Annotated in this window: 17 protein-coding genes; 6 read left to right on the forward strand and 11 right to left on the reverse strand. The window is 68.7% G+C overall.

The window, feature by feature from the left end:
- Positions 1-257: 257 nt before the first annotated feature.
- Positions 258-851 carry a biliverdin-producing heme oxygenase gene (locus ACZL02_RS01145; protein WP_472938361.1) on the forward strand — a complete coding sequence of 198 codons (594 nt, stop codon included), beginning with the start codon at positions 258-260 and terminating at the stop codon, positions 849-851.
- Positions 852-949: 98 nt separating this feature from the next.
- Here the strand turns inward: ACZL02_RS01145 and ACZL02_RS01150 are convergent, their stop codons facing one another.
- The 5 genes from ACZL02_RS01150 to ACZL02_RS01170 form a co-directional block, all read right to left on the reverse strand.
- Positions 950-2,356 carry a TRAP transporter large permease gene (locus ACZL02_RS01150; protein ID WP_472938362.1) on the reverse strand — a complete coding sequence of 469 codons (1,407 nt, stop codon included), beginning with the start codon at positions 2,354-2,356 and terminating at the stop codon, positions 950-952.
- A 1-nt stretch (position 2,357) separates the two neighbouring features.
- Positions 2,358-2,933 carry a TRAP transporter small permease gene (locus ACZL02_RS01155; RefSeq protein ID WP_472938363.1) on the reverse strand — a complete coding sequence of 192 codons (576 nt, stop codon included), beginning with the start codon at positions 2,931-2,933 and terminating at the stop codon, positions 2,358-2,360.
- 77 nt (positions 2,934-3,010) lie between these two features.
- Complete coding sequence (locus ACZL02_RS01160) at positions 3,011-3,982, reverse strand: sialic acid TRAP transporter substrate-binding protein SiaP (protein ID WP_472938364.1); 972 nt, start codon at positions 3,980-3,982, stop codon at positions 3,011-3,013.
- 53 nt (positions 3,983-4,035) lie between these two features.
- On the reverse strand, positions 4,036-4,755 hold the full coding sequence (locus ACZL02_RS01165) for a FadR/GntR family transcriptional regulator (protein ID WP_472938365.1): 720 nt from the start codon (positions 4,753-4,755) through the stop codon (positions 4,036-4,038).
- Between the two features lie 152 nt (positions 4,756-4,907).
- Positions 4,908-6,014, reverse strand: a complete 1,107-nt coding sequence (locus tag ACZL02_RS01170) for a mandelate racemase/muconate lactonizing enzyme family protein (protein WP_472938366.1) — start codon at positions 6,012-6,014, stop codon at positions 4,908-4,910.
- 222 nt (positions 6,015-6,236) lie between these two features.
- Between ACZL02_RS01170 and ACZL02_RS01175 the strand changes: the two genes are divergently transcribed.
- Complete coding sequence (locus ACZL02_RS01175; RefSeq protein ID WP_472938367.1) at positions 6,237-7,412, forward strand: aminotransferase class V-fold PLP-dependent enzyme; 1,176 nt, start codon at positions 6,237-6,239, stop codon at positions 7,410-7,412.
- Positions 7,413-7,431: 19 nt separating this feature from the next.
- On the opposite strand, the gene ACZL02_RS01180 is transcribed toward ACZL02_RS01175, so the two are convergent.
- A complete protein-coding gene (locus tag ACZL02_RS01180) occupies positions 7,432-7,710 on the reverse strand; it encodes a hypothetical protein (protein ID WP_472935286.1) in 279 nt (92 codons plus the stop codon).
- Between the two features lie 508 nt (positions 7,711-8,218).
- Between ACZL02_RS01180 and ACZL02_RS01185 the strand changes: the two genes are divergently transcribed.
- On the forward strand, positions 8,219-8,953 hold the full coding sequence (locus ACZL02_RS01185; protein WP_472938368.1) for a hypothetical protein: 735 nt from the start codon (positions 8,219-8,221) through the stop codon (positions 8,951-8,953).
- Positions 8,954-9,264: 311 nt separating this feature from the next.
- Positions 9,265-10,830: an amino acid permease gene (locus tag ACZL02_RS01190; protein WP_472938369.1), complete on the forward strand. Its 1,566-nt coding sequence runs from the start codon at positions 9,265-9,267 to the stop codon at positions 10,828-10,830.
- A gap of 96 nt (positions 10,831-10,926) precedes the next feature.
- Here ACZL02_RS01190 and ACZL02_RS01195 read toward each other — a convergent pair whose 3' ends face one another.
- Genes ACZL02_RS01195 through ACZL02_RS01210 form a run of 4 tightly spaced genes read right to left on the reverse strand, consistent with a single transcriptional unit; the run spans position 10,927 to position 16,099 of the window.
- On the reverse strand, positions 10,927-11,529 hold the full coding sequence (locus tag ACZL02_RS01195; RefSeq protein ID WP_472938370.1) for a sarcosine oxidase subunit gamma: 603 nt from the start codon (positions 11,527-11,529) through the stop codon (positions 10,927-10,929).
- The gene (locus ACZL02_RS01200; protein WP_472938371.1) at positions 11,522-14,506 is read right to left on the reverse strand and encodes a sarcosine oxidase subunit alpha family protein; all 2,985 of its coding nucleotides are present in this window, start codon (positions 14,504-14,506) and stop codon (positions 11,522-11,524) included. The genes ACZL02_RS01195 and ACZL02_RS01200 overlap by 8 nt, the downstream gene beginning before the upstream one ends.
- Positions 14,503-14,787, reverse strand: coding sequence for a sarcosine oxidase subunit delta (locus tag ACZL02_RS01205; RefSeq protein ID WP_472938372.1), 285 nt, complete (start codon positions 14,785-14,787; stop codon positions 14,503-14,505). The genes ACZL02_RS01200 and ACZL02_RS01205 overlap by 4 nt, the downstream gene beginning before the upstream one ends.
- A gap of 58 nt (positions 14,788-14,845) precedes the next feature.
- Entirely contained in the window at positions 14,846-16,099 is a 1,254-nt protein-coding gene (locus tag ACZL02_RS01210; RefSeq protein WP_472938373.1) for a sarcosine oxidase subunit beta family protein, read from the reverse strand.
- Between the two features lie 85 nt (positions 16,100-16,184).
- On the opposite strand from ACZL02_RS01210, the gene ACZL02_RS01215 reads away from it, so the two are divergent.
- Both ACZL02_RS01215 and ACZL02_RS01220 read left to right on the forward strand, forming a co-directional pair.
- Positions 16,185-17,198, forward strand: a complete 1,014-nt coding sequence (locus ACZL02_RS01215) for a GlxA family transcriptional regulator (RefSeq protein WP_472938374.1) — start codon at positions 16,185-16,187, stop codon at positions 17,196-17,198.
- A complete protein-coding gene (locus tag ACZL02_RS01220; RefSeq protein WP_472938375.1) occupies positions 17,195-18,073 on the forward strand; it encodes a LysR family transcriptional regulator in 879 nt (292 codons plus the stop codon). Before ACZL02_RS01215 ends, ACZL02_RS01220 begins: the two co-directional genes overlap by 4 nt.
- 30 nt (positions 18,074-18,103) lie before the next feature.
- Here the strand turns inward: ACZL02_RS01220 and ACZL02_RS01225 are convergent, their stop codons facing one another.
- The gene (locus ACZL02_RS01225) at positions 18,104-19,261 is read right to left on the reverse strand and encodes a TDT family transporter (protein WP_472938376.1); all 1,158 of its coding nucleotides are present in this window, start codon (positions 19,259-19,261) and stop codon (positions 18,104-18,106) included.
- Positions 19,262-19,345: the final 84 nt, after the last annotated feature.

A 19,345-nucleotide genomic window follows, 5' to 3' on the forward strand; every position in this document is an offset into this window, starting at 1 on the left:
TTGATCTCGCCGAAGCTTCAAACGGTGTGTTCCGTTGCTTCGATGACCATTATCTAATCGGTTCGCGTCTTCGTCACCACAGCCATTTGTGCATGGCTGCCGTGAAGCCAGCGAGCGGCAGGTGCAAGGCTCGCCCATGCCATGCGACAGCCCTGCGGCGATCGATGTCTAACGCTCGAAAAGCGTTGCGGCAGCGGTCGATTTCACCCTAAACGACGGTGGATGCGGCCCGGACGGCCGATGAATGGGAACAGTCGATGAGCGAGACCCCGGCCGGCGAAACACGATCGAAGGTTCTGCGCAGCCGCACCACTGCGGCGCACGCGACGCTCGACGACCGGATCATGGCCAGCCGGCCGTTCGAGAGCCGGGAACGCTACGGCCTGTTCCTGCAGGTGCAGCACGCCTTCTATGGCGACATCGATGCGCTCTATGCCGATCCCGCCCTCGATCGGCTGCTGCCCGACCTTGCCGGTCGCCGGCGCCTCGGCAAGATCGAGGACGACCTTGCCGACCTCGGCCTCGCGGCGGCGCCCACGGACGCCGCTCCGGCGTTTTCCGCCGATGTGGAGGTTCCGAAGGCGCTCGGCTGGCTCTACGTCGCCGAAGGCTCCAACCTCGGCGCGGCCATCCTGCTCAAGGAGGCGATGAAGCTCGGCCTCGGCGAGACCTTCGGCGCCCGGCATCTGGCGGGCGCTCCGGAGGGCCGCGGCCTGCACTGGCGCACCTTTACCGCCGCACTCGACGGCGTGGCGCTCGATGCGGCGGGCGAGGCCGCGGTGGTCGACGGCGCCAACACCGCCTTCCTGCGAGTCCGCAGCCTCGTCGAGCGCTTCATGCCGCAAGGCTGAGCGCCGCGCTGGGCACAGGCCGCGCGGCGCTCGTCGTTCCCCGGATCAGCCCGGTCGGGGCATCGCCTCCGCAGGCCGTTGTGCGTGGGTGCGTCTTGTCACTTGATCAGGCCCATCTGCGTCGGCAACCAGAGGCTGACGGCCGGCACGAAGGTGATCACCAGCAGCGCGATGAACAGCGGCACCAGCCAGGGCAGGATCGCCATCGTCGTTCGCTCGACCGAGAGTTTTGCCACCCGCGACAGGACGAACAGCACCATGCCGAGCGGCGGGTGCAGCAGCCCGATCATCAGGTTGAGCGTCAGGATCAGGCCGAACTGCACGGGATCGATGCCGAGCTTCAGGACGATCGGCAGCAGGATCGGCACCAGGATGGTGATCGCCGCGATGGTGTCGAGGAAGCAGCCGACGATCAGCACCAGGATGTTGACGAGGATCAGGAACACCCACTTGTTGTCGGTGATCGAGAGGATCAGGTCCGACAGCGCCTGCGCGGCCTGGCTGACCGTCAGCAGCCAGGCGAAGACCGAGGCGGCGGTGACGATGAACAGCACGGCGGCGGTGGTCTCGATGGTGTCGAAGCCGGCCTTCGCCAGCGCCTTGAAACTCATCGAGCGGTAGCGCACGAGGCCGAGGAACAGCGACCAGATGACGGCGGCGACGGCCGCTTCCGTCGGCGTGAACCAGCCGAGCGTCATGCCGCCGATGAGGATCATCGGCGTCATCAGCGCCATGACGGCGGAGAAGTCGTAGTACCAGTCGACCGCGATCAGGGCGACCAGCGCAAGGCCGACGGCAAGGTTCAGCGACATGCCGAGGGTGACGAGGACGTAGATCGCGGCCGGGAAGGCGAGGACGATGAGGATCTCGACCCCGGCAGCGAGCAGCTTGCGGATCTCGAACGGCGCGTCGGAGCCCCAGTTCTTCTTGTAGGCGAAGATCGCCACGGTGATCATCATCAGCACCGTCATGACGATGCCCGGCAGGATGCCGGCCATGAACAGCGCGCCGATCGAGACGTTGGCCATCATGCCGTAGATCACGAAGGGCAGCGACGGCGGGAAGATCGGGCCGAGCGTCGCCGAAGCCGCAGTCACGCCGACCGCCGCTTCGATGGGGTACCCGTGGTCCTTCATCGCCTTGATCTCGATCGTGCCGATGCCGGCGGCGTCCGCCAGCGCGGTGCCGGACATGCCGGAGAAGATCACCGAGCCGATGATGTTGACCTGCGCGAGGCCGCCCTTCATCCAGCCGACGAGCGCGACGGCGAAGGCGTAGATGCGGCCGGTGACGCCTGCGATGTTCATCAGGTTGCCGGCGAGGATGAAGAACGGCACGGCCAGCAGCGGAAAGCTCTCGACGCCGGCGATCATCCGCTGGGCGACGATGATGTTCGGCGCGACGCCGAAGACGGTGATGTAGAGCACCGAGGCGACGGCCATGGCGATCGCCACCGGCACGCCGATCAGCATGAAGACGAGGAAGGAACCGATCAGTAGCAGCATGTCACTCTCCGATGCCGTCGAACATTTCGGGCCGCTCGAGCACCGAATAGCCGCGCCTGAGATTTTGGACGAACACCTGGATCGACCGGACGAGCATCAGCGCGAAGGCGGCGAAGACGGCGTAGAAGACGATCGAGCGCGGCAGGTCGACGGTCACCATGCGCTCCCGGTAGACCACCGAGACGTAGCGCCAGAACAGGATGGTCGCGAAGATGAAGAAGCCGATGCGGATGAGGTCGACGAGGATCGACAGCACCTTGGCGACGCGTTTCGGGATGTAGTGGTAGAGGACGTCGACCTGGATGTGCCGCGACTGGCGCACGCACATCACGGCGCCGAGGAAGACCACGACGACGAGGCAATTGATCGCGATCTCCTCGGTCCAGGCCAGGCTGTCGTTCATCACGTAGCGGGTGAAGAACTGCAGGAAGACGCAGAGCGCCATTCCCCAGAACACCGCCTGCACGATCCAGTCCTCGATCGCATAGGGTTTCAGATCGACCTCGCCCGCGCCTTCCTCCTCGAAGAAGTGGGCGAGTTCCTCGGCCGTGGTGGTGGTGTGTTTTTCTTCGGCCATGACGGTGCCTTGCGAAGGGGAGATGCGAGACGGGCGGGAAGACCGCCGGCGCCCGGGGAAGGGCGCCGGCGAGCGCCTTACTGGACGGCGCGGATGGCTTCCCAGTCGGCCTTGACGTAGCCGAGGGCTTCCATGTCGGTCTTCTCCATGACGTTCTTCTCGAAGTCCGCCTTGTCGACCTCGGTCACCGTCACGCCGCGGTCCTTGAAGGTCTGGACGAGAGCCGCCTCGCGCTCGACGATGATCTTCGCGGTGCGGGCCGCGGCTTCCTGCGTCACCTCGGTGAAGATGGCCTTGTCGGCGTCGGAGAGCTGGCCCCAGAGCGTGCCGGAGACCACGGTGTTCAGGTGGTCGACGATGTGGCCGGTCAGCGAGATGTTCTTCTGCACCTCGTAGAACTTCTTCGCCTCGATGGTGGTCAGCGGGTTCTCCTGCGCCTCGACCGTGCCGTTCTGCAGCGCGAGATAGACCTCGGCGAAGGCGATCGGCGCGGTGTTGGCGCCGCAGGCGCGGGGCATCGCGAGATAGGCCGGGACGTCCGGCACGCGCATCTTCACGCCCTTGAGGTCGGCGCAGGTCTTGACCGGCTTGTTGGAGGTGACGTGCCGGGCGCCGTAATAGCTGACCGCCGTGATGTGGTGCCCGGAGGCCTGCTCGTACCCGGCCGCCAGACGCTTGAAGACGTCGGACTTGGCGTAGGCGAGAAGGTGGTCGGCGTTGCGGAAGATGTAGGGGAAGTAGGTGACCCCGATCGGCGGATATTCGCGCGCCTGGAAGCTCGAGCCGGAGATGATGATGTCGACGGTGCCGAGCGTCAGGCCCTGGTTGAGATCGGCTTCCTTGCCGAGCTGCGAGGCCGGGTAGACGTCGATGTGGTAGCGGCCCTCGGTGCGCTTCTCGATCTCGCCGGCGGCCCAGACCGACTCGGTGTGGAAGGGCTCGGACGTCTCGTAGACATGGGCCCACTTCAGCGTCGTCTGCGCCGCGGCCGTGCCGAGGCCGAGCGCCATCATTGCGGTGATGCCAAGGCTGGTGATCAAGGTCTTCATGCTATTCCTCCCAGGGTAAATCCGAGCCGTCCGCCTCCCAGCGCCGGCCCTTGTCATGATGCGGTGTGGTGGGCGTCCTCCGGCTCGCCGAAATTCAGCGAGAAGCGTTTCTGCGAGAGCTGGAGGTGCTGCTGCATGGCGCGCTTGGCGGCATCCGCATCGCCCGCGGCGATGGCGTCGCGCACCCGGCCGTGCTCGGCCAGCGCCTGTTCCCATGTCCCGGGGTTCTCGAAGTAGCTGGAGAGCCGTTCGAAATACGGGTTGATGCGTTCGTCGAAGAGCTCGCCGATGAACCGCACCAGGACCGCATTGCCGAGAATGGCGGCGACTGTGGTGTGGAATTCACGGTCGAGCTGGAGCGTCTGGGGCGAGGGGTGCTGCGAGCGCTGCATCCGCAGGAGCACGTCGTCGAGCCGGGCGATGTCGTCCGGTGACGCGGCTTTGGCGGCTTCCTCCGCCACGGCGCCCTCGACCAGCTCGCGCGCCCGCAAGAGTTCGAACGGACCCTCGATCGGGCTTTCCCGGCGGGCCTTCGTCGCGACCGGCTCGGTGACGAAGATGCCCGAGCCCACCTTGATGCGGATCCGCCCCTCGACCTCCAGCGCGATCAGCGCCTCGCGCACCGTCGGGCGGGAAATGCCGAGGCGTTCCGCCAGCTCGCGCTCGGCCGGCAATCGGTCGCCCGGGCGATATTCGCCGGTATCGAGCAGGCCGCGCAACTGGTCGGCAATCTGCTGATACAGCCGTCGCGGCTGAATGATGGTGATCGGCATGTCGCCGAGACTCCTCCCGATCCGACCTGGCTCTCCGGCCAATTGGTCAAACCATTTGACCGGAGACTGCGGGCGAAATGTCGCATCGTCAAGCCCGCTGACCGTTTGCGTGCCATCGAATGCGACATGCCCGCTGCCGTTGGGGGATAAAATCAGCGGGCAACGCTCGTCGTGCCGTCGATCCGGCGGCGGTCGATCTCGGCGAAATTCCAGTCGATGCCGAGGCCCGGCGTAGAGGGCGGCACTGCCCGCCCGGCCTCGATCTGCAGCCGGGACGTGGTGATCTCGTCGAGCTGCGGGATGTATTCGACCCAGCGCGCGTTCGGCACGGCGGCCGCCAGCGAGACGTGCAGTTCCATCAGGAAGTGCGGCGCGACCGCGACGTTGAAGCACTCGGCAAGGTGCGCGACCTTCAGCCAGGGTGTGATGCCGCCGATGCGGCCGGCATCGACCTGGACCACCGAGCACGCCCCGCGCTGCAGATATTCGCGGAAATGCGAGGGGCTGTAGAGGCTCTCGCCGACGGCGATCGGGATCGAGGTCGACTGCGACAGGCGGCGGTGGCCGTCGATGTCGTCGGCGGGCAACGGCTCCTCGAGCCAGCCGATGTCGAGCCGCTCATACTGCCGCGCCCGGCGGATCGCTTCGTCGACGGTAAAAGCCTGGTTGGCGTCGGTGAGGATCTCGAAGCCTGGCCCGACGGCCTCGCGCACGGCGGCGATGCGGGCGATGTCCTCGTGCAGCGGCCGGCCGACCTTCAGCTTGCAGCCGCCGAACCCCTTCGCCTTCGCCGCCAGCGCGTCCTCGACGAGCGCTTCCGTTTCGAGGTGCAGCCAGCCGCCCTCGGTGGTGTAGAGCGGCACGGATGTCTGGGCGCCGCCGGCGAGGAGATGCAGCGGCAGCCCGGCGCGTCGGCAGCGCAGGTCCCAGAGCGCGGTGTCGATCGCCGCCATGGCGATGGCGGTGAGCGGGCCGACGGTGGTGGCGTGGGTCAGGAATAGAAGGTCCCGCCAGATCTGCTCGATGCCCTCCGCCTCGCGGCCGACGATCGCCGGGGCAAGGGTCCGCTTCAAAAGCGCCATCACCGACGGTCCGCCGGTGCCGATGGTGTACGAATAGCCGGTCCCGACCGCGCCGTCGGCATCGGTGATCCGCACGATCGGCGTCTCCTGGCTGACGAAGGACTGGATCGCGTCCACCCGCTTCACCTTCGGGACAAGATCGACCATCAGGCATTCGACGCGGGTGATGCGGGCCATGTTTCCTCCGGTATAGAAGGGGCTCTTCGGCAAGGCCTGCGGGGCCTCCGATCCGCCGGCCGCCTCGTGTGCCGTGCCGAATCGCCCTGTTCTGCGCCATAGGACCACGATCTTCTTGCCGGGGGACAGCCCTGTCGGTCCGGCGGCGAAAGCCGGCACGGCATGGCCTCGCATCGGCGTCTCGTGCAGAATGAGCGCTCGCCGCCGCCGTCAGGAGCCCGCATGCCGATCGATCTCGCCCGCCTTCGCGCCGACACCCCGGGGGTCGCCCACCGCATCCACCTCAACAATGCCGGCGCGGCGCTGATGCCGGCGCCGGTTCTGTCGGCGATGACGGATTATCTGACGCGGGAAGGTCAGATCGGCGGCTACGAGGCGGCCGAGGAAAGCGCCGGGGCGCTGGATGGCGTCTACGACAGCGTCGCCCGGCTGATCGGTGCGGCGCGCGACGAGATCGCCCTCACCGAGAGCGCGACGGTCGCCTGGCAGCGCGCCTTCTACGCACTGTCGTTCCGGCCGGGCGACCGGATCCTGACCGCGCGGGCGGAATATGCGGCCAACTACGTCGCGCTGCTGCAGGTGGCCGAGCGCAGCGGGGCGGTGATCGAGATCATCCCGAGCGATGAGGATGGCGTGCTGGATCCTGGCGCGCTGGAGCGGATGATCGACGGCCGCGTCAAGCTCATCGCCGTCACCTGGGTGCCGACCAATGGCGGCCTCGTCAATCCCGCCGCAGCCATCGGCCGGATCGCCCGGGCGCACGGCATTGCCTACCTCCTCGACGCCTGCCAGGCGGTCGGGCAGATGCCGGTCGACGTGGCGGTGCTCGGCTGCGACATGCTGGCGGCGACGTCGCGAAAGTTTCTGCGGGGGCCGCGGGGGAGCGGTTTCCTCTATGTCCGGCGGGCGATGCTCCAGCAGCTGGCGCCGGCGATGATCGACCATTTCGGCGCGCCCTGGGTTGCACCGGATCGCTTTGAGCTGCGGGCGGACGCGCGGCGGTTCGAGACCTGGGAGAGCAGCCACGCGATCCGCCTCGGACTGAAGGCTGCGGCCGACTACGCGCTGGCGATCGGACTGGAGGCGATCGAGGCGCGGGCGACGGGGCTTGGCGGCGAACTGCGCCAAGGACTCGGCGCGCTTCCGGGGGTGACCGTACACGATCTCGGGCCGCGCCCGGCGGCCATCGTCACCTTCTCCGTCGCGGGCGTCGAGGCCGATGCCGTGAAGGCACGGGCGCGGGCGGCGGGGATCAATGTCAGCGTCTCCGCGCCGTCGAGCACCTGGCTCGATGCGCGGGCGCGCGGGCTGCCGAACCTCGTGCGGGCATCGCCGCACTATTACAACGACGAGGCCGAGATCGCGGCGCTGGTCGATCTGGTGCGCGGCCTGCGCTGAGGCAGGTCGCGCGTCGCGCTTACTTGACGAGGGTGAGCTTCGGGCCGTGCGCGCGGTTGCGGAAGGTGACGCGGACAGCATCCGGCGTCACCGTCTCGATATCGGCGAGGTGGTAGCCGAGCTTCTGGCCGAGCGCGCGGGCCTGGTCGACATTGTCGGCGCCGATCTGGCGGGCGAAATCCCGCAGGCCCTGCACCATCATCGCGCCGAGCATGCCGATCTCGACGCCGGCGGCGAACTTCTCGTCCTGCCCCGGAAACCGGATCCGCAGGCTCTCTTCCAGATGTATGGTCCTCACGACTGAAATCTCCGATTCGCTCGGCCTTCAAGGTCGCCTTTCATGGTTAAGATCCGGTAAATCGCGGCCGTCTCGGCATCCGGTCGGATCCCAGCGCAGGTTTTTTTCCGGCGATGAGATGCCGGCTATTAATTTTATGTTACCGTCATTCACCGGTGCCGAATCACCTCGTTCACGAGCCTTTTGACGGTTCGTTCCGGCAGTCCGCGCGGGTTGCGGCGGGCCGGCGACAGGCGAGCGCAGACGGCGAGACGCAACAGGTTCGGCGATCTGGGAGGCCAGCGGCCTCGGGCGGGGACCTCACCACCGCGCCGCGCGCTTCGAGGGCAGGCAGGCAGTATCCCGCGTAGCATGACCCGGCGTTCCGGCCATCTTTACCGCTGACCGCTTCCCGTCCGGGCGTCCGGGAAGGACCAGTCCAGCCGGTCGGGGGTATCGACGTTTTCACAGTGCAGCAGGCGGGCGTCGACGACGCCGCGCGATTTCTCAACCCCACGAGGATTCTGCCATGTCCCCATCCGATACCCCCAATAGCCAGATGCTGACCGCCTTTTTCGGCAGCCGCATGGACGCCGAGATCGCCATCGCCCGGATCGTCGACGCGGGCGTTTCCCGCGACGAGATCATGTTGGTCGAAGGTGCCGACACGCGGGGCGAGCGACACCGCAAGGGCTTCTTCGAAATGCTCGGCGACCTGTTCATGCCGCATGACGAGCGCGAGGCGGGTGCGGAGGATGGGCAGCGGACCGGCTATATTGTCACGCTGCAGGCACATGCGGCCGGTCTCGGCAGGGTCCGCGACATTCTCGGCGAACGCGGTGCCCTTGAGACGCCGGCGAGCGTCGACAAATGGCGCAGCCTTGGGGCGAGCGACCGGCGGACGGTGCCGGGCGGCACCCGGAAGGACCATCATTCGCCCGCCGAGAGCCGCGTCGACCGCTCGGCGCTGTTCGTGCCGGCGCCGAGCCCAGGCCCGTCCGGTACCGGTCGTGCCAGCCTCGTCGCCGATCGGGCCGGGCGGCGGCGAGGTCGCTCGGCCTTGGTGCGGCCGGGTGGCACCAGCTTCGACGACTTCCTGGTGCAGGACCCGGTGAACCGGGAGGAGGAGGAGGCTCTCGGCTACCGCACCGTGGAGGCGGACGCCGCAGCGCCCGAGCGGCATGCGGATTCCATCGAGGTCGAAGTCGACGACGCACGCCAGGCCGAGGTTGCACCGCGCCGCGCCGGCGAACGCGAGAGCTAGGGTAGCCACGCCGGCCTCTCGCGGCAGGCGGGCTGAGGGCCAGCTGCGGGTGCCACGCTTCCCGGAATGGCCGATGGTCGGGTCTAGCCGCCCCAATTCTTCGCCTGAGAATGATGATATTTAAGGCAGAATTTCCGGCTGCCGAATAAATCGCCGCGTAACCGCCTGCGGCGCTGTTGGATCGCTTGGATTCCCCAGATAACTCTGATTTGATCCAATTCGGGCGAAAAAGTGGCGGCGGGGAACGTCTCTGGAAAGGGGCTTCTCCGCGGCCTTGCCCGATCGTTTCACTCCTTCGAGGGCAGGGCAGCATGGCGGATATCGTGGAACCGAGGGGCTATTCCGACAAGGAGAAGCACGCCGACATGCAGGTCCTGCATTCGATGGGCTATGCGCAGGAACTGGAGCGCCGGATGGGCGGCTTCTCGAACTTCGCGATCTCCTTCTCGATCATCTGCATCCTGTCGGGCGGCATCAACTCGCTGGCGCAGGCGACCTCGGGCGCCGGCGGCGCGGCGATCGGCATCGGCTGGCCGCTCGGCTGCCTGATCTCGGCGGTCTTCGCCATCGCCATGGCGCAGATCGCCTCGGCCTATCCCACCGCGGGCGGCCTCTACCACTGGGGCTCGATTCTCGGAAACCGCTTCATCGGCTGGCTGACCGCCTGGTTCAACCTGCTCGGCCTCGTCACCGTGCTGGGCGCCATCAACGTCGGCACCTACTACTTCTTCTTCGGCTCTTTCGGCCCGATGCTTGGGATGGTCGACACGATCGGCACCCGCATCGGCTTCATCGTGGTGATCACCGGCCTGCAGGCGGTGATCAACCATGTCGGCATCGGCCTGACCGCGAAACTGATCGACTTCTCGGGATCGCTGATCTTCGTCACCGCGATCGCGCTGTCGATCGCTTGCCTCGCCTTCGCGCCGTCGTACGACGTGGCCCGGCTGTTCACCTTCCACAACTACTCCGGTGCGGCCGGCGGCAATGTCTGGCCGGAGGTCTCGACCGGCTGGGCCTTCCTCCTCGGCCTGCTGCTGCCGATCTACACCATCACCGGCTATGACGCCTCGGCCCACACCTCCGAAGAGACCCGCGATGCCGCCCGCTCGGTGCCGCGCGGCATGATCTCGGCCGTCGTCTGGTCGAGCCTTGCCGGCTACATCATGCTCTGCTCCTTCGTGCTGCTGATCCCCGACATGGACGCGGCGGCAGCGCAGGGCTGGAACGTGTTCTTTTGGGCGATGGACACCCAGGTACCCGCGGCGATCCGCAACGTGCTCTACGCCGCGATCTTCCTCTCGCAGTTCCTCTGCGGCCTCGCCACGGTGACCTCGGTCTCGCGGATGATCTTCGCCTTCTCGCGCGACGGCGGCTTGCCGGCCTCGCGGGCGCTGGCCAAGGTCAATCCGCGCTTCCGCACGCCGGTGGCGGCGATCTGGGCCGGCTCGATCGCCTCCGTGCTGTTCGTCTGGGGCACCTCGCTGATCAGCTTCGGCGAGGCGTCGGCCTATGCGATCGTCGTCTCCTGCACGGTGATCTTCCTGTTCTTCTCCTTCGCCATCCCGATCGCTTGCGGCCTGTTCGCCTACGGCACCGCCAAATGGCCGGCGATGGGCCCCTGGAGCATTGGCCGCGGCGCCTTCATGGCGGTCGCGGTGCTGTCGATCCTCGCGATGGCGCTGATCTTCGTCCTCGGCGTCCAGCCGCCGAACGGCAATGCCCTCTATATCACCCTCGGCTTCCTCGTCGTCGCCGCCATCGTCTGGTTCGCCTTCGAGCAGAAGCGCTTCGCCGGCCCGCCGATCGGCGCCGAAATCGAGAAGCGTCGCGCGACGATCATCGCGGCGGAAAAGGCCGTCGGCGAGACGCACTGACGTCTCGGCTTCCGGCCGGATTTATCTGAGACGAGGACACCCGGGATCGCGAGATCCCGGGTGTCCTGGTGTTTGGGGACTATTGCTCCGCGCCTGTCAGTCGGTCTGGCTGGCGACGGCGAGGCCGAATTCGGCGGCGCCGGCTTCCAGCCAGTGCCAGAAGCTGGCGGCGTAGCTGCGGGAGATCGCGATGTCGAAGGTCGGGGCGGCGTCGACTTGCCAGAGCACGATGCCGACATGGCCGGCGAGCGTCACCGCCGCGTCGCGAGGCTGGAAGGCCGAGGGGTGCAGGTCGATCGGTACGCCCTTGGCGAGCGTGGCACGCAGGCTCGGTCCGGTGAGCCGCAGCACGGCATAGCCGGAGGACTGGTCGGCGACCGCGGCGACCCCGTCGAGCGTTGCGGCGAGACTGCGGGCAAAACGCCAGCCACCGCCCGGCTGCAAAGCGAGCCAGCTGCGCGGCCCGGTGCCGATGAGGGCGAGGTCTCTGCCGACCGAGACGCTCGGTCCGTCGGACAGCGTCAGGCCATGTGCCGCAGCGAGGGTATCGGCAAGACCCTCGCGGGCGCCTCGACGCAGCGTGACGGTGGCGATGCCGAGGCCGAGCCGTTCGGCGGCGGTGACGCCGGCGGTGCCGCTCGGCGGGGTCGGCCGGGCAAGGGCGGCGAAGGCCGAGACGGGAGCGAGCGGCTCAAGCATGGTGGCGCTTCCCTTCGGGGTCGACGAAATGCGGCGAGCAGATCTCGATCTCGACCTCGGTCCGGCGCAGGAGATCGACGGCGCGCATCCGCTCGCCGATCCGCTCCGGCCCGCGCTTGAGGAGTCCGAGGCCGATCCATTGCCCGAGCGCCGGCGAGAACGCGGTGGAGGTGACGTAGCCGTCATCGTTGGCGGTCGTCGGCTCCGCCCCGGTCCGCACGAAATGCACGCCGCCCGAGACCTTAAGGGCGGGATCGACCGGCCGGAAGCCGACAAGGCGCAGGCGGTCTTCGGCGACGAGGCCCTCGCGCGCGGCGAGCCGCTTGCCGATGAAGTGCTTCTTCGCCGACATCATCCGGCCGAGGCCGAGGTCGCCGGCGGTGGTGGTGCCGGAGAGCTCGTTGCCGGAGACATGCCCCTTCTCGACGCGGAGCACGCCAAGCGCCTCGGTGCCGTAGGGCATGGCGCCGAAAGGCTCGCCGGCCTGCAGGAGACGGCGGGAGAGGGCGTCGCCGTAGTTCGCGGGGACGGCAACCTCGTAGGCGAGCTCGCCGGAAAAGGAGATGCGGAACAGCCGGACCGGCACGCCGGCCCAGTCGAAGCCGGCGACCGCCATGAAGGGGAAGGCCGCGTTGGAGAGATCGATGGTGTCGCCGAACAGCTGCTCCAGGAGGTCGCGGGATTTCGGGCCGGCGACGGCCATGGCGGCCCAGGCGTCGGTGACCGAGGCCAGCTGGACGTCGAGGTCCGGCCACAGCACGTCGGAGGCGAAGGTCATGTGCTTCATGATCCGCGCCGCATTGGCGGTGGTGGTCGAGACAAGGAAATGCTCGGCGCCGAGCCTTGCGGTGGTGCCGTCATCGAGCACGAAGCCGTCTTCGCGCAGCATGACGCCATAGCGCGCCCGGCCGACGGCAAGGCCCGCAAAGTCGTTGATGTAGAGCCGGTCGAGGAAAATGGCAGCGTCGGGCCCCTGGACGTCGATCTTGCCGAGGGTCGAGACATCGGTGATCCCGACGGCCGCGCGCACGCTCCGCGCCTCCCGCGTCACCGTCTCCAGCCAGTCTTTTTCGCCAGCCCGCGCGAACCATTGCGGCCGCAGCCAGAGACCGGTCTCGACGAAGCTGGCGCCTTGCTCGGCGGCATGGGCGTGGCCGGGCGTGATGCGCGTCGGCTTGAAGTGCCGGCCGCGGGCGTGACCGGCGAAGGCGGCGATCGCCACTGGCGCATAGGGCGGCCGCGCGACGGTGGTGCCGACCTCGGGGATCGGGCGCCCGGCAAGCTCGGCCAAGATGGCGTGGCCGTTGACGTTGGACAGCCGTCCCTGGTCGGTCGCCATGCCGAGCGTCGTGTAGCGTTTGAGCAGCTCGACCGAGCGAAATCCTTCGCGGTGAGCGAGGGCGATGTCGTCGGCGGTGACGTCGTGCTGGAAGTCGACGAAGGCCTTGCCCTTGCCGGCGACGTGCCAGAAGGCGGTGAGCGCGGTGGATTCATCGGCCGCCGTCGGGGCGTCGCCCGGATCGGCGCCGAAGCCGAGGCTCCGGGCAGCGTCGACGCCAGCGGCATGTCCTTCGGCGAGGCCGCGCCCGAGCGACATCGTGCCGTTGGCAGCGCCGGCGACCGCCATCCCTTTCGACAGGGCGGCGCCCGGCAGGAAGGCGGCGGCGTTGTCCGACCAGGCGGGACGGCCGCCGAGATGGGTCGAGAGCGCCAGCATCGGGTTCCAGCCGCCGCTGACGGCGAGGAGGTCGCTCGGGATGCGCCGCCTCACGCCGTCGGCGCCAGTGATGGCGATCTCGTCGAGCGTCTTGCCGCCGTGCGTCGCCGTCACCCGGCCGCCGAGAACGATCCGCGCGCCGAGGCGGCCCGCCCGCTCGATCAGCGCCGGGTCGACCTCGCCGCGGACGTCGATGATCGCCTCGACGGTAGCGCCGGCCTCGGCAAGGTCGAAGGCGGTGCGCCAGCCGTCGTCGCCATTGGTGAAGACCGAGGCCTGCCGGCCCGGCACGACGCCGAAGCGCTGGAGATAGGTCCGCACCGCCGAGGCCAGCATGACGCCGGGCCGGTCGTTGCCGGCAAACACCAGCGGCCGCTCGACGGCGCCGCTCGCGAGCACCGTGCGCCGGGCGACGATCTGCCAGAGTCGTTGCCGCGGTTGGCCGGCGGCGGGGACCGGAAGGTGGTCCGAGACCTTTTCGAGGGCGCCGAAAGTGCCGCCGTCATAGGCGCCGAATACCGCGGTGCGCGGCATCAGCGTGACGTTCGGCAGCGCCTGCAACTCTTCCACCGCGCGGCTCGCAAAGGCCGCGGCGGACTGTCCATCCACCGTGTCGCGCTCGGCGAGAAGGCGGCCGCCGAGCACGAAATCCTCCTCGCAGAGGATCGTGCGGGCACCGGCGCGGCCGGCGGCGAGCGCTGCGGCAAGGCCCGCCGGGCCGGCGCCGATGACCAGCACGTCTGCGAAGGCGAAGGCCTTTTCGTAGACGTCGGGATCGGCGAGCCCGCTCGAGCGGCCGAGCCCCGCGGCGCGGCGGATCGCCGGCTCGTAGAGCTTCTCCCACAGGGCGGCCGGCCATTTGAACGTCTTGTAGTAGAAGCCGACCACCAGCAGCGGCGAGGCGAGGCCGTTGACCGCGCCGACGTCGAAAGCGAGCGAGGGCCAGCGGTTCTGGCTGCGGGCGACGAGGCCGTCGTAGAGCTCGACCGTCGTCGCCTTGCAGTTCGGCTCGCGGCGCGCGCCCTCGCGCAGCTCGACCAGCGCGTTCGGCTCTTCGGGGCCGGCCGTCATCACGCCGCGCGGGCGGTGATACTTGAACGAGCGGCCGACGAGTTTGACGCCCGAGCGCAACAGGGCGGAGGCCAGCGTATCGCCGGCATAGCCGCGATAGGAATTGCCATCGAAGGTGAAGCCGAGCGGCCGGCTGCGGTCGACGAGGCCGTCCGTGCTAAGCCGGCTTATATCCCGTCTGGCGTTCATGCCGATGTCTCCCGCCGGGCGAGTTCGACGCTGTAGATCTCGTGCGTGCGGGTGTCGCGCTCGACGGCGAGCCAGGCCCGGCAGCCGGCCTCGTGATACCAGAGGCCACGGTGCCGGCCGGCCGGATTGGCCCGGAGATAGACCCGCGCCGCCTCGTCAGCGCCTGCCTCTCCGGCAGCCGGGGTGGCGTCGGGAAGACCGGTTCCGGCGGCTTCGGCATCGCCGAGAAAACTGAACTCGCGCAGGTCGCGCGGGCCGCAATAGGGACAGTCTAAGCGCATGTCAGGACTCCCCAGGAACGGGAACAGGAGGGGCGGGGCCAAGTCGCGGCGCGCCCGGTCAATGCAGGTTCGCCTGGGCGCCCTGGCCCTTCTCGTCGATGGTGTAGCCGCGCGCGAAGCGGTCGAGCCGGTAGGCGCTGGCGACGGGATGCGGCGCGCCGGTCGCGATCAACTGGGCGAAGCAGTGGCCGGAGGCGGGCGTCGCCTTGAAGCCGCCATAGCACCAGCCGGCATTGACGTAGAGGCCCTCGACCGGGGCCTTGTCGATGATCGGCGAGCCGTCCATCGTCATGTCCATGATGCCGCCCCAGGAGCGCAGCATCCGCACCCGGCCGATCGCCGGCATCAGCGCCATGCCGCCCTCGCAGACATCCTCGACGGTCGGCAGGTTGCCGCGCTGGGCGTAGGAATTGTAACCGTCGATGTCGCCGCCGAAGACGAGGCCGCCCTTGTCCGACTGCGAGATGTAGAAGTGTCCGGCGCCGAACGTCACGACGGTGTCGATGAACGGCTTGATCGCCTCGGAGACGAAGGCCTGCAGCACGTGGCTCTCGATCGGCAGGCGCAGGCCGGCCATCTCGGCGACCCGCGAGGAGTTGCCGGCGACGGCCATGCCGACCTTTCCCGCGCGGATCGCGCCGCGGCTGGTCTCGACGCCGGTGACCGCGCCGGCGGCGTTGCGGATGAAGCCGGTGACCTCGCAGTTCTCGATGATGTCGACGCCGCGGTCGGAGGCGGCGCGCGCATAGCCCCAGACTACCGCGTCGTGCCGGGCGGTGCCGCCGCGGCGCTGGGCGAGGCCGCCCTTGATGGGAAATCGCGCATCGTCGAAGGCGAGGAAGGGTAGTTCGCGCTGTAGGTCGCGGCGTTCCAGAAGCTCGGCGTCGATCCCCTCCATCATCATCGCATTGCCGCGCCGGATGTAGGCGTCGCGCTGCGCGTCCGAGTGAAAGAGGTTGATGACGCCGCGCTGCGAGACCATGGCGTTGTAGTCGAGGTCCTGCTCCAGCCCCTCCCAGAGCTTCATCGACAGCTCGTAGAAGGCGGAATTGCCGGGCAGCATGTAGTTGGAGCGGATGATGGTGGTGTTGCGCCCGGCATTGCCGGAGCCGATCCAGCCCTTCTCGAGGACGGCGACGCGGGTGATCCCGTGGTTCCGCGCCAGATAATGCGCGGTGGCGAGGCCGTGGCCGCCGCCGCCGACGATGATGACGTCGTATTCCGCTTGCGGCGCGGCCTTTCGCCATGCCGGCTGCCAGCGGCGGTGGCCGCTCAGCGCATTCAGCGCGAGCGAGAAGATGGAATAGCGCATGCGGGCCGTCCCCGGAGATCGTGCTTGTGCTGGCTGCCATCATGCGGCACTTCAGAAGGAGATCTTGCTCAGGAGCGCCGCTTCCTTGATCCAGAAAGACATCGAAACCGACGAGGCGCGGTTCGTCGCCGCAGCATCGGCGCCAGCGCAGGAGCGGGTGACGCTGCTGCTCGTGCCGGGCTTCGCCTTGATGTCCTATGCTGCGGCACTGGAGCCGCTGCGCGCCGCCAATACGCTGGCGAAGCGGGACCTCTACCGCTGGCGGCATATCTCGATCGACGGGCAGCCGGTCGCGGCCTCGAACGGGATGGAATTTGCCGTCGATGGTGGCCTCGATCCGCGCGAGGATGCCGGCATGGTGCTGGTCTGCGCCGGCGGCAATCCGGCGGCGTACGAGGAGGCGGCGGCCTTCGCCTGGCTGCGGGCGATGGCCAGCCGCGGCGCCGTCATCGGCGGCGTCTCGGGCGGGCCGTACATTCTCGCCAAGGCCGGCCTGCTCGACGGCCGGCGGGCGACGGTGCACTGGGAGCATGCGCCGTCGTTTCGCGAGGCGTTTCCGGCGGTGCAACTGGTCGCCTCGCTCTACGCGATCGACGGACGGCGGATGACCTCTGCCGGGGGCGTCGCGGCGCTCGACATGATGCATGCGGTGATCGCCGCGGCGCACGGGCCGGCGCTCGCGCGGGCGGTGAGCGACTGGTTCCTGCAGGCGCATGTGCGACCGGGGAGCGGCGACCAGCGGCTGGGACCCCGCGCCCGGCTCGGCATCGTCAACCGCAAGCTGGAGGCGGTCGTTGAGAAGATGGAGGCGGCGCTGGAGACGCCGCTTCCCCGCGCCGCGCTGGCGGCCTCGGCCGGGCTGTCGCTGCGCCAGCTCGACCGGCTGTTCCAGGCGCATCTCGATACCAGCCCCGAGCGCTTCTACCTCGGCCTCCGGCTCGACCGGGCGCGCGACCTCTTGCGCCAGACCAGCCTGCCGGTGACCGAGGTGGGCCTCGCGACAGGTTTCGCCAGCGCCAGCCATTTCTCCCGCAGCTACCGCGACCGTTTCGGCGTTTCGCCACGCGGTGAGCGGACACCGGACAGGAGCACGCCATGACGCTGGAGCAGCTGCGGATCTTCGTCGCCGTCGCCGAACTCGAGCATGTGACCGAGGCGTCGAAGCGTCTGAACCTCACGCAGTCGGCGACCTCCAGCGCGGTGGCGGCGCTGGAGGAGCGGCACGACGTGAAGCTGTTCGACCGGATCGGCCGGCGGATCGCGCTGACCGAGGCCGGCCGGTTGTTCCTCGCTGAGGCGCGCGCGGTGCTGGCGCGGGCGGAGGAGGCAGCGCTGGTGCTCGACGATCTCACCGGCCTCCGCCGCGGACAGCTGGCGCTCGCGGCCAGCCAGACGGTGGCGAACTATGTCCTGCCGGCGGTGATGCACCGCTTTCGCCAGCGGCATCCCGGCATTGCGGCGACGCTGGTCATTGCCAACACCAGCCGGGTCTGCGCCGCGGTGGCGGAGGGCGAGGCCGACCTCGGCTTCATCGAGGATGCCGTGGCCTCGCCCGAGCTGCAGCTGGAGCGCGTGGCGGTGGACCGGCTGGCGCTGGTGGTGGCGGCCGGCCACCGGCTTGCTCAGCGCCGCTCGATCGAACCCAGCGATCTCGCCGGGGAGGACTTCGTCATGCGCGAGCGGGGCTCGGGTACCCGCGCTATCCTCGAAGCGGCGCTGGCGGGCTGGGGTGTTCCGCCGGTCACCGTCGCGCTGGAACTGCCGTCGAACGAGGCGGTGCGGGCGGCGGTGGAGGCGGGGGCGGGCATCAGCCTGCTCTTCAGCCTCGTCGTCTCCGCGCAGGTGCGGGCGGGGACGCTGGCGGTGCTGCCGATCGCGCTGCCAGAGCGGGGCTTCCACGCGGTTCGGCCGGTGCGGCGGCATGAAAGCCGGGCGGCGACGGCGTTCCTCGCCGCGGTGGCGGAGAGCGGCTGAGACTGTGCTTTTCGTTCCGCGACCGGTCGATCACGGCGCGGCCGCAAGGCAAGGCGCCTTGAACAGATCGCCGCGCCAGGCGCCGTTGAGGGTGCGGGCCGCGACGATGAGCCAGATCGCGGCGAGGAGGCAGACCAGGAGGACGCCGAAACCGTGCAGAGCGGGGATCGGCAGGAGGGCGGCGAGCTTCAGGCTCGCCAGCGTGTAGACGCCGAGCGGGAAGACATAGCCCCACCAGCCGAGGTTGAACGGCAGGCCTTCGCCGAAATGGCGGGCGCTGACGAGCAGCGCGATCGCCAGCCACCACAGGCCGTAGCCCCAGAGCAGCAGGCCGCCGACGAGGCCGATGCCCTCGGCGACGGGACCTGCGGCAGCGAGTGGCGCCGAGCCACTGGCGGCGAAGATCGCAGGTGCCGCCCCGCCGAGCAGCATCAGCGCCAGCGCCCCGGTGCCGATCGGCCCCATCGCCAGCCAGCTCGACGCGGCCATCGCCGCCGGCGGCAGCTTGTGCACCGCCATTCGCAGCAGCAGCACCACGAGAATGCTGAAGGCGATCGGCACCGACAGCGCCCAGAGCGCGTATCCGGCGACCAGCACCGCGAGCGCCGCCTGCGGGTCGTTAAGATGCGGGGCGAGGAGGCCGGCGGACGTCGCGGCAACCTCGGACGCCACCACCGGCAGCAGCCAGACCGCGGTCATCTGCTCGACCGAATGGACCTGGCGGGTGAACATCAGGAAAGGCACGGCGATGCCGACGGCGACGGCAAGGGCGGCATCGACCCACCACAGCGCATGCGCGGCAGCGACCGCGACGTCGCCGACATGCGGCACGGCGAAGACCAGGATGCCGTTGATCACCGTCGCCAGCGCCATCGGGATGCAGCCGAGATACATCGATACGATGGAATGGCCGAAGACGCGCCGGGCCTCTGCGGTGAAGAGGATCCAGCGCGCGGCGTAGAGACCGCAGGAAACGAGAAAGAGCAGCGTGGCGGCGATCCAGAGCGCTTCGCCGAGGAGCGGCATCAAACGGTGGAGCCCGCCGAGCTGCGCCAGCGCCAGGCCAAGAATGCCGGTGCCCATGGGGACCGCGAACCAGTTGGGCGTAAACTGGCGGATGATCTCCATCGGACAGTCGATGCCGGCGAGGAAGCTGGAACGGGCTTGGACGGGGCGTGGGACGGACATGCAAGGCTCCTCGATATTCAAAGATGCTAGAGCCTTGGGGTCAATCGATCCAATGGATTGGTTAAGTGGTATCGTTCGGCCGGA

The sequence above is a fragment of the Mesocryomonas fontinalis genome (assembly GCF_055730125.2).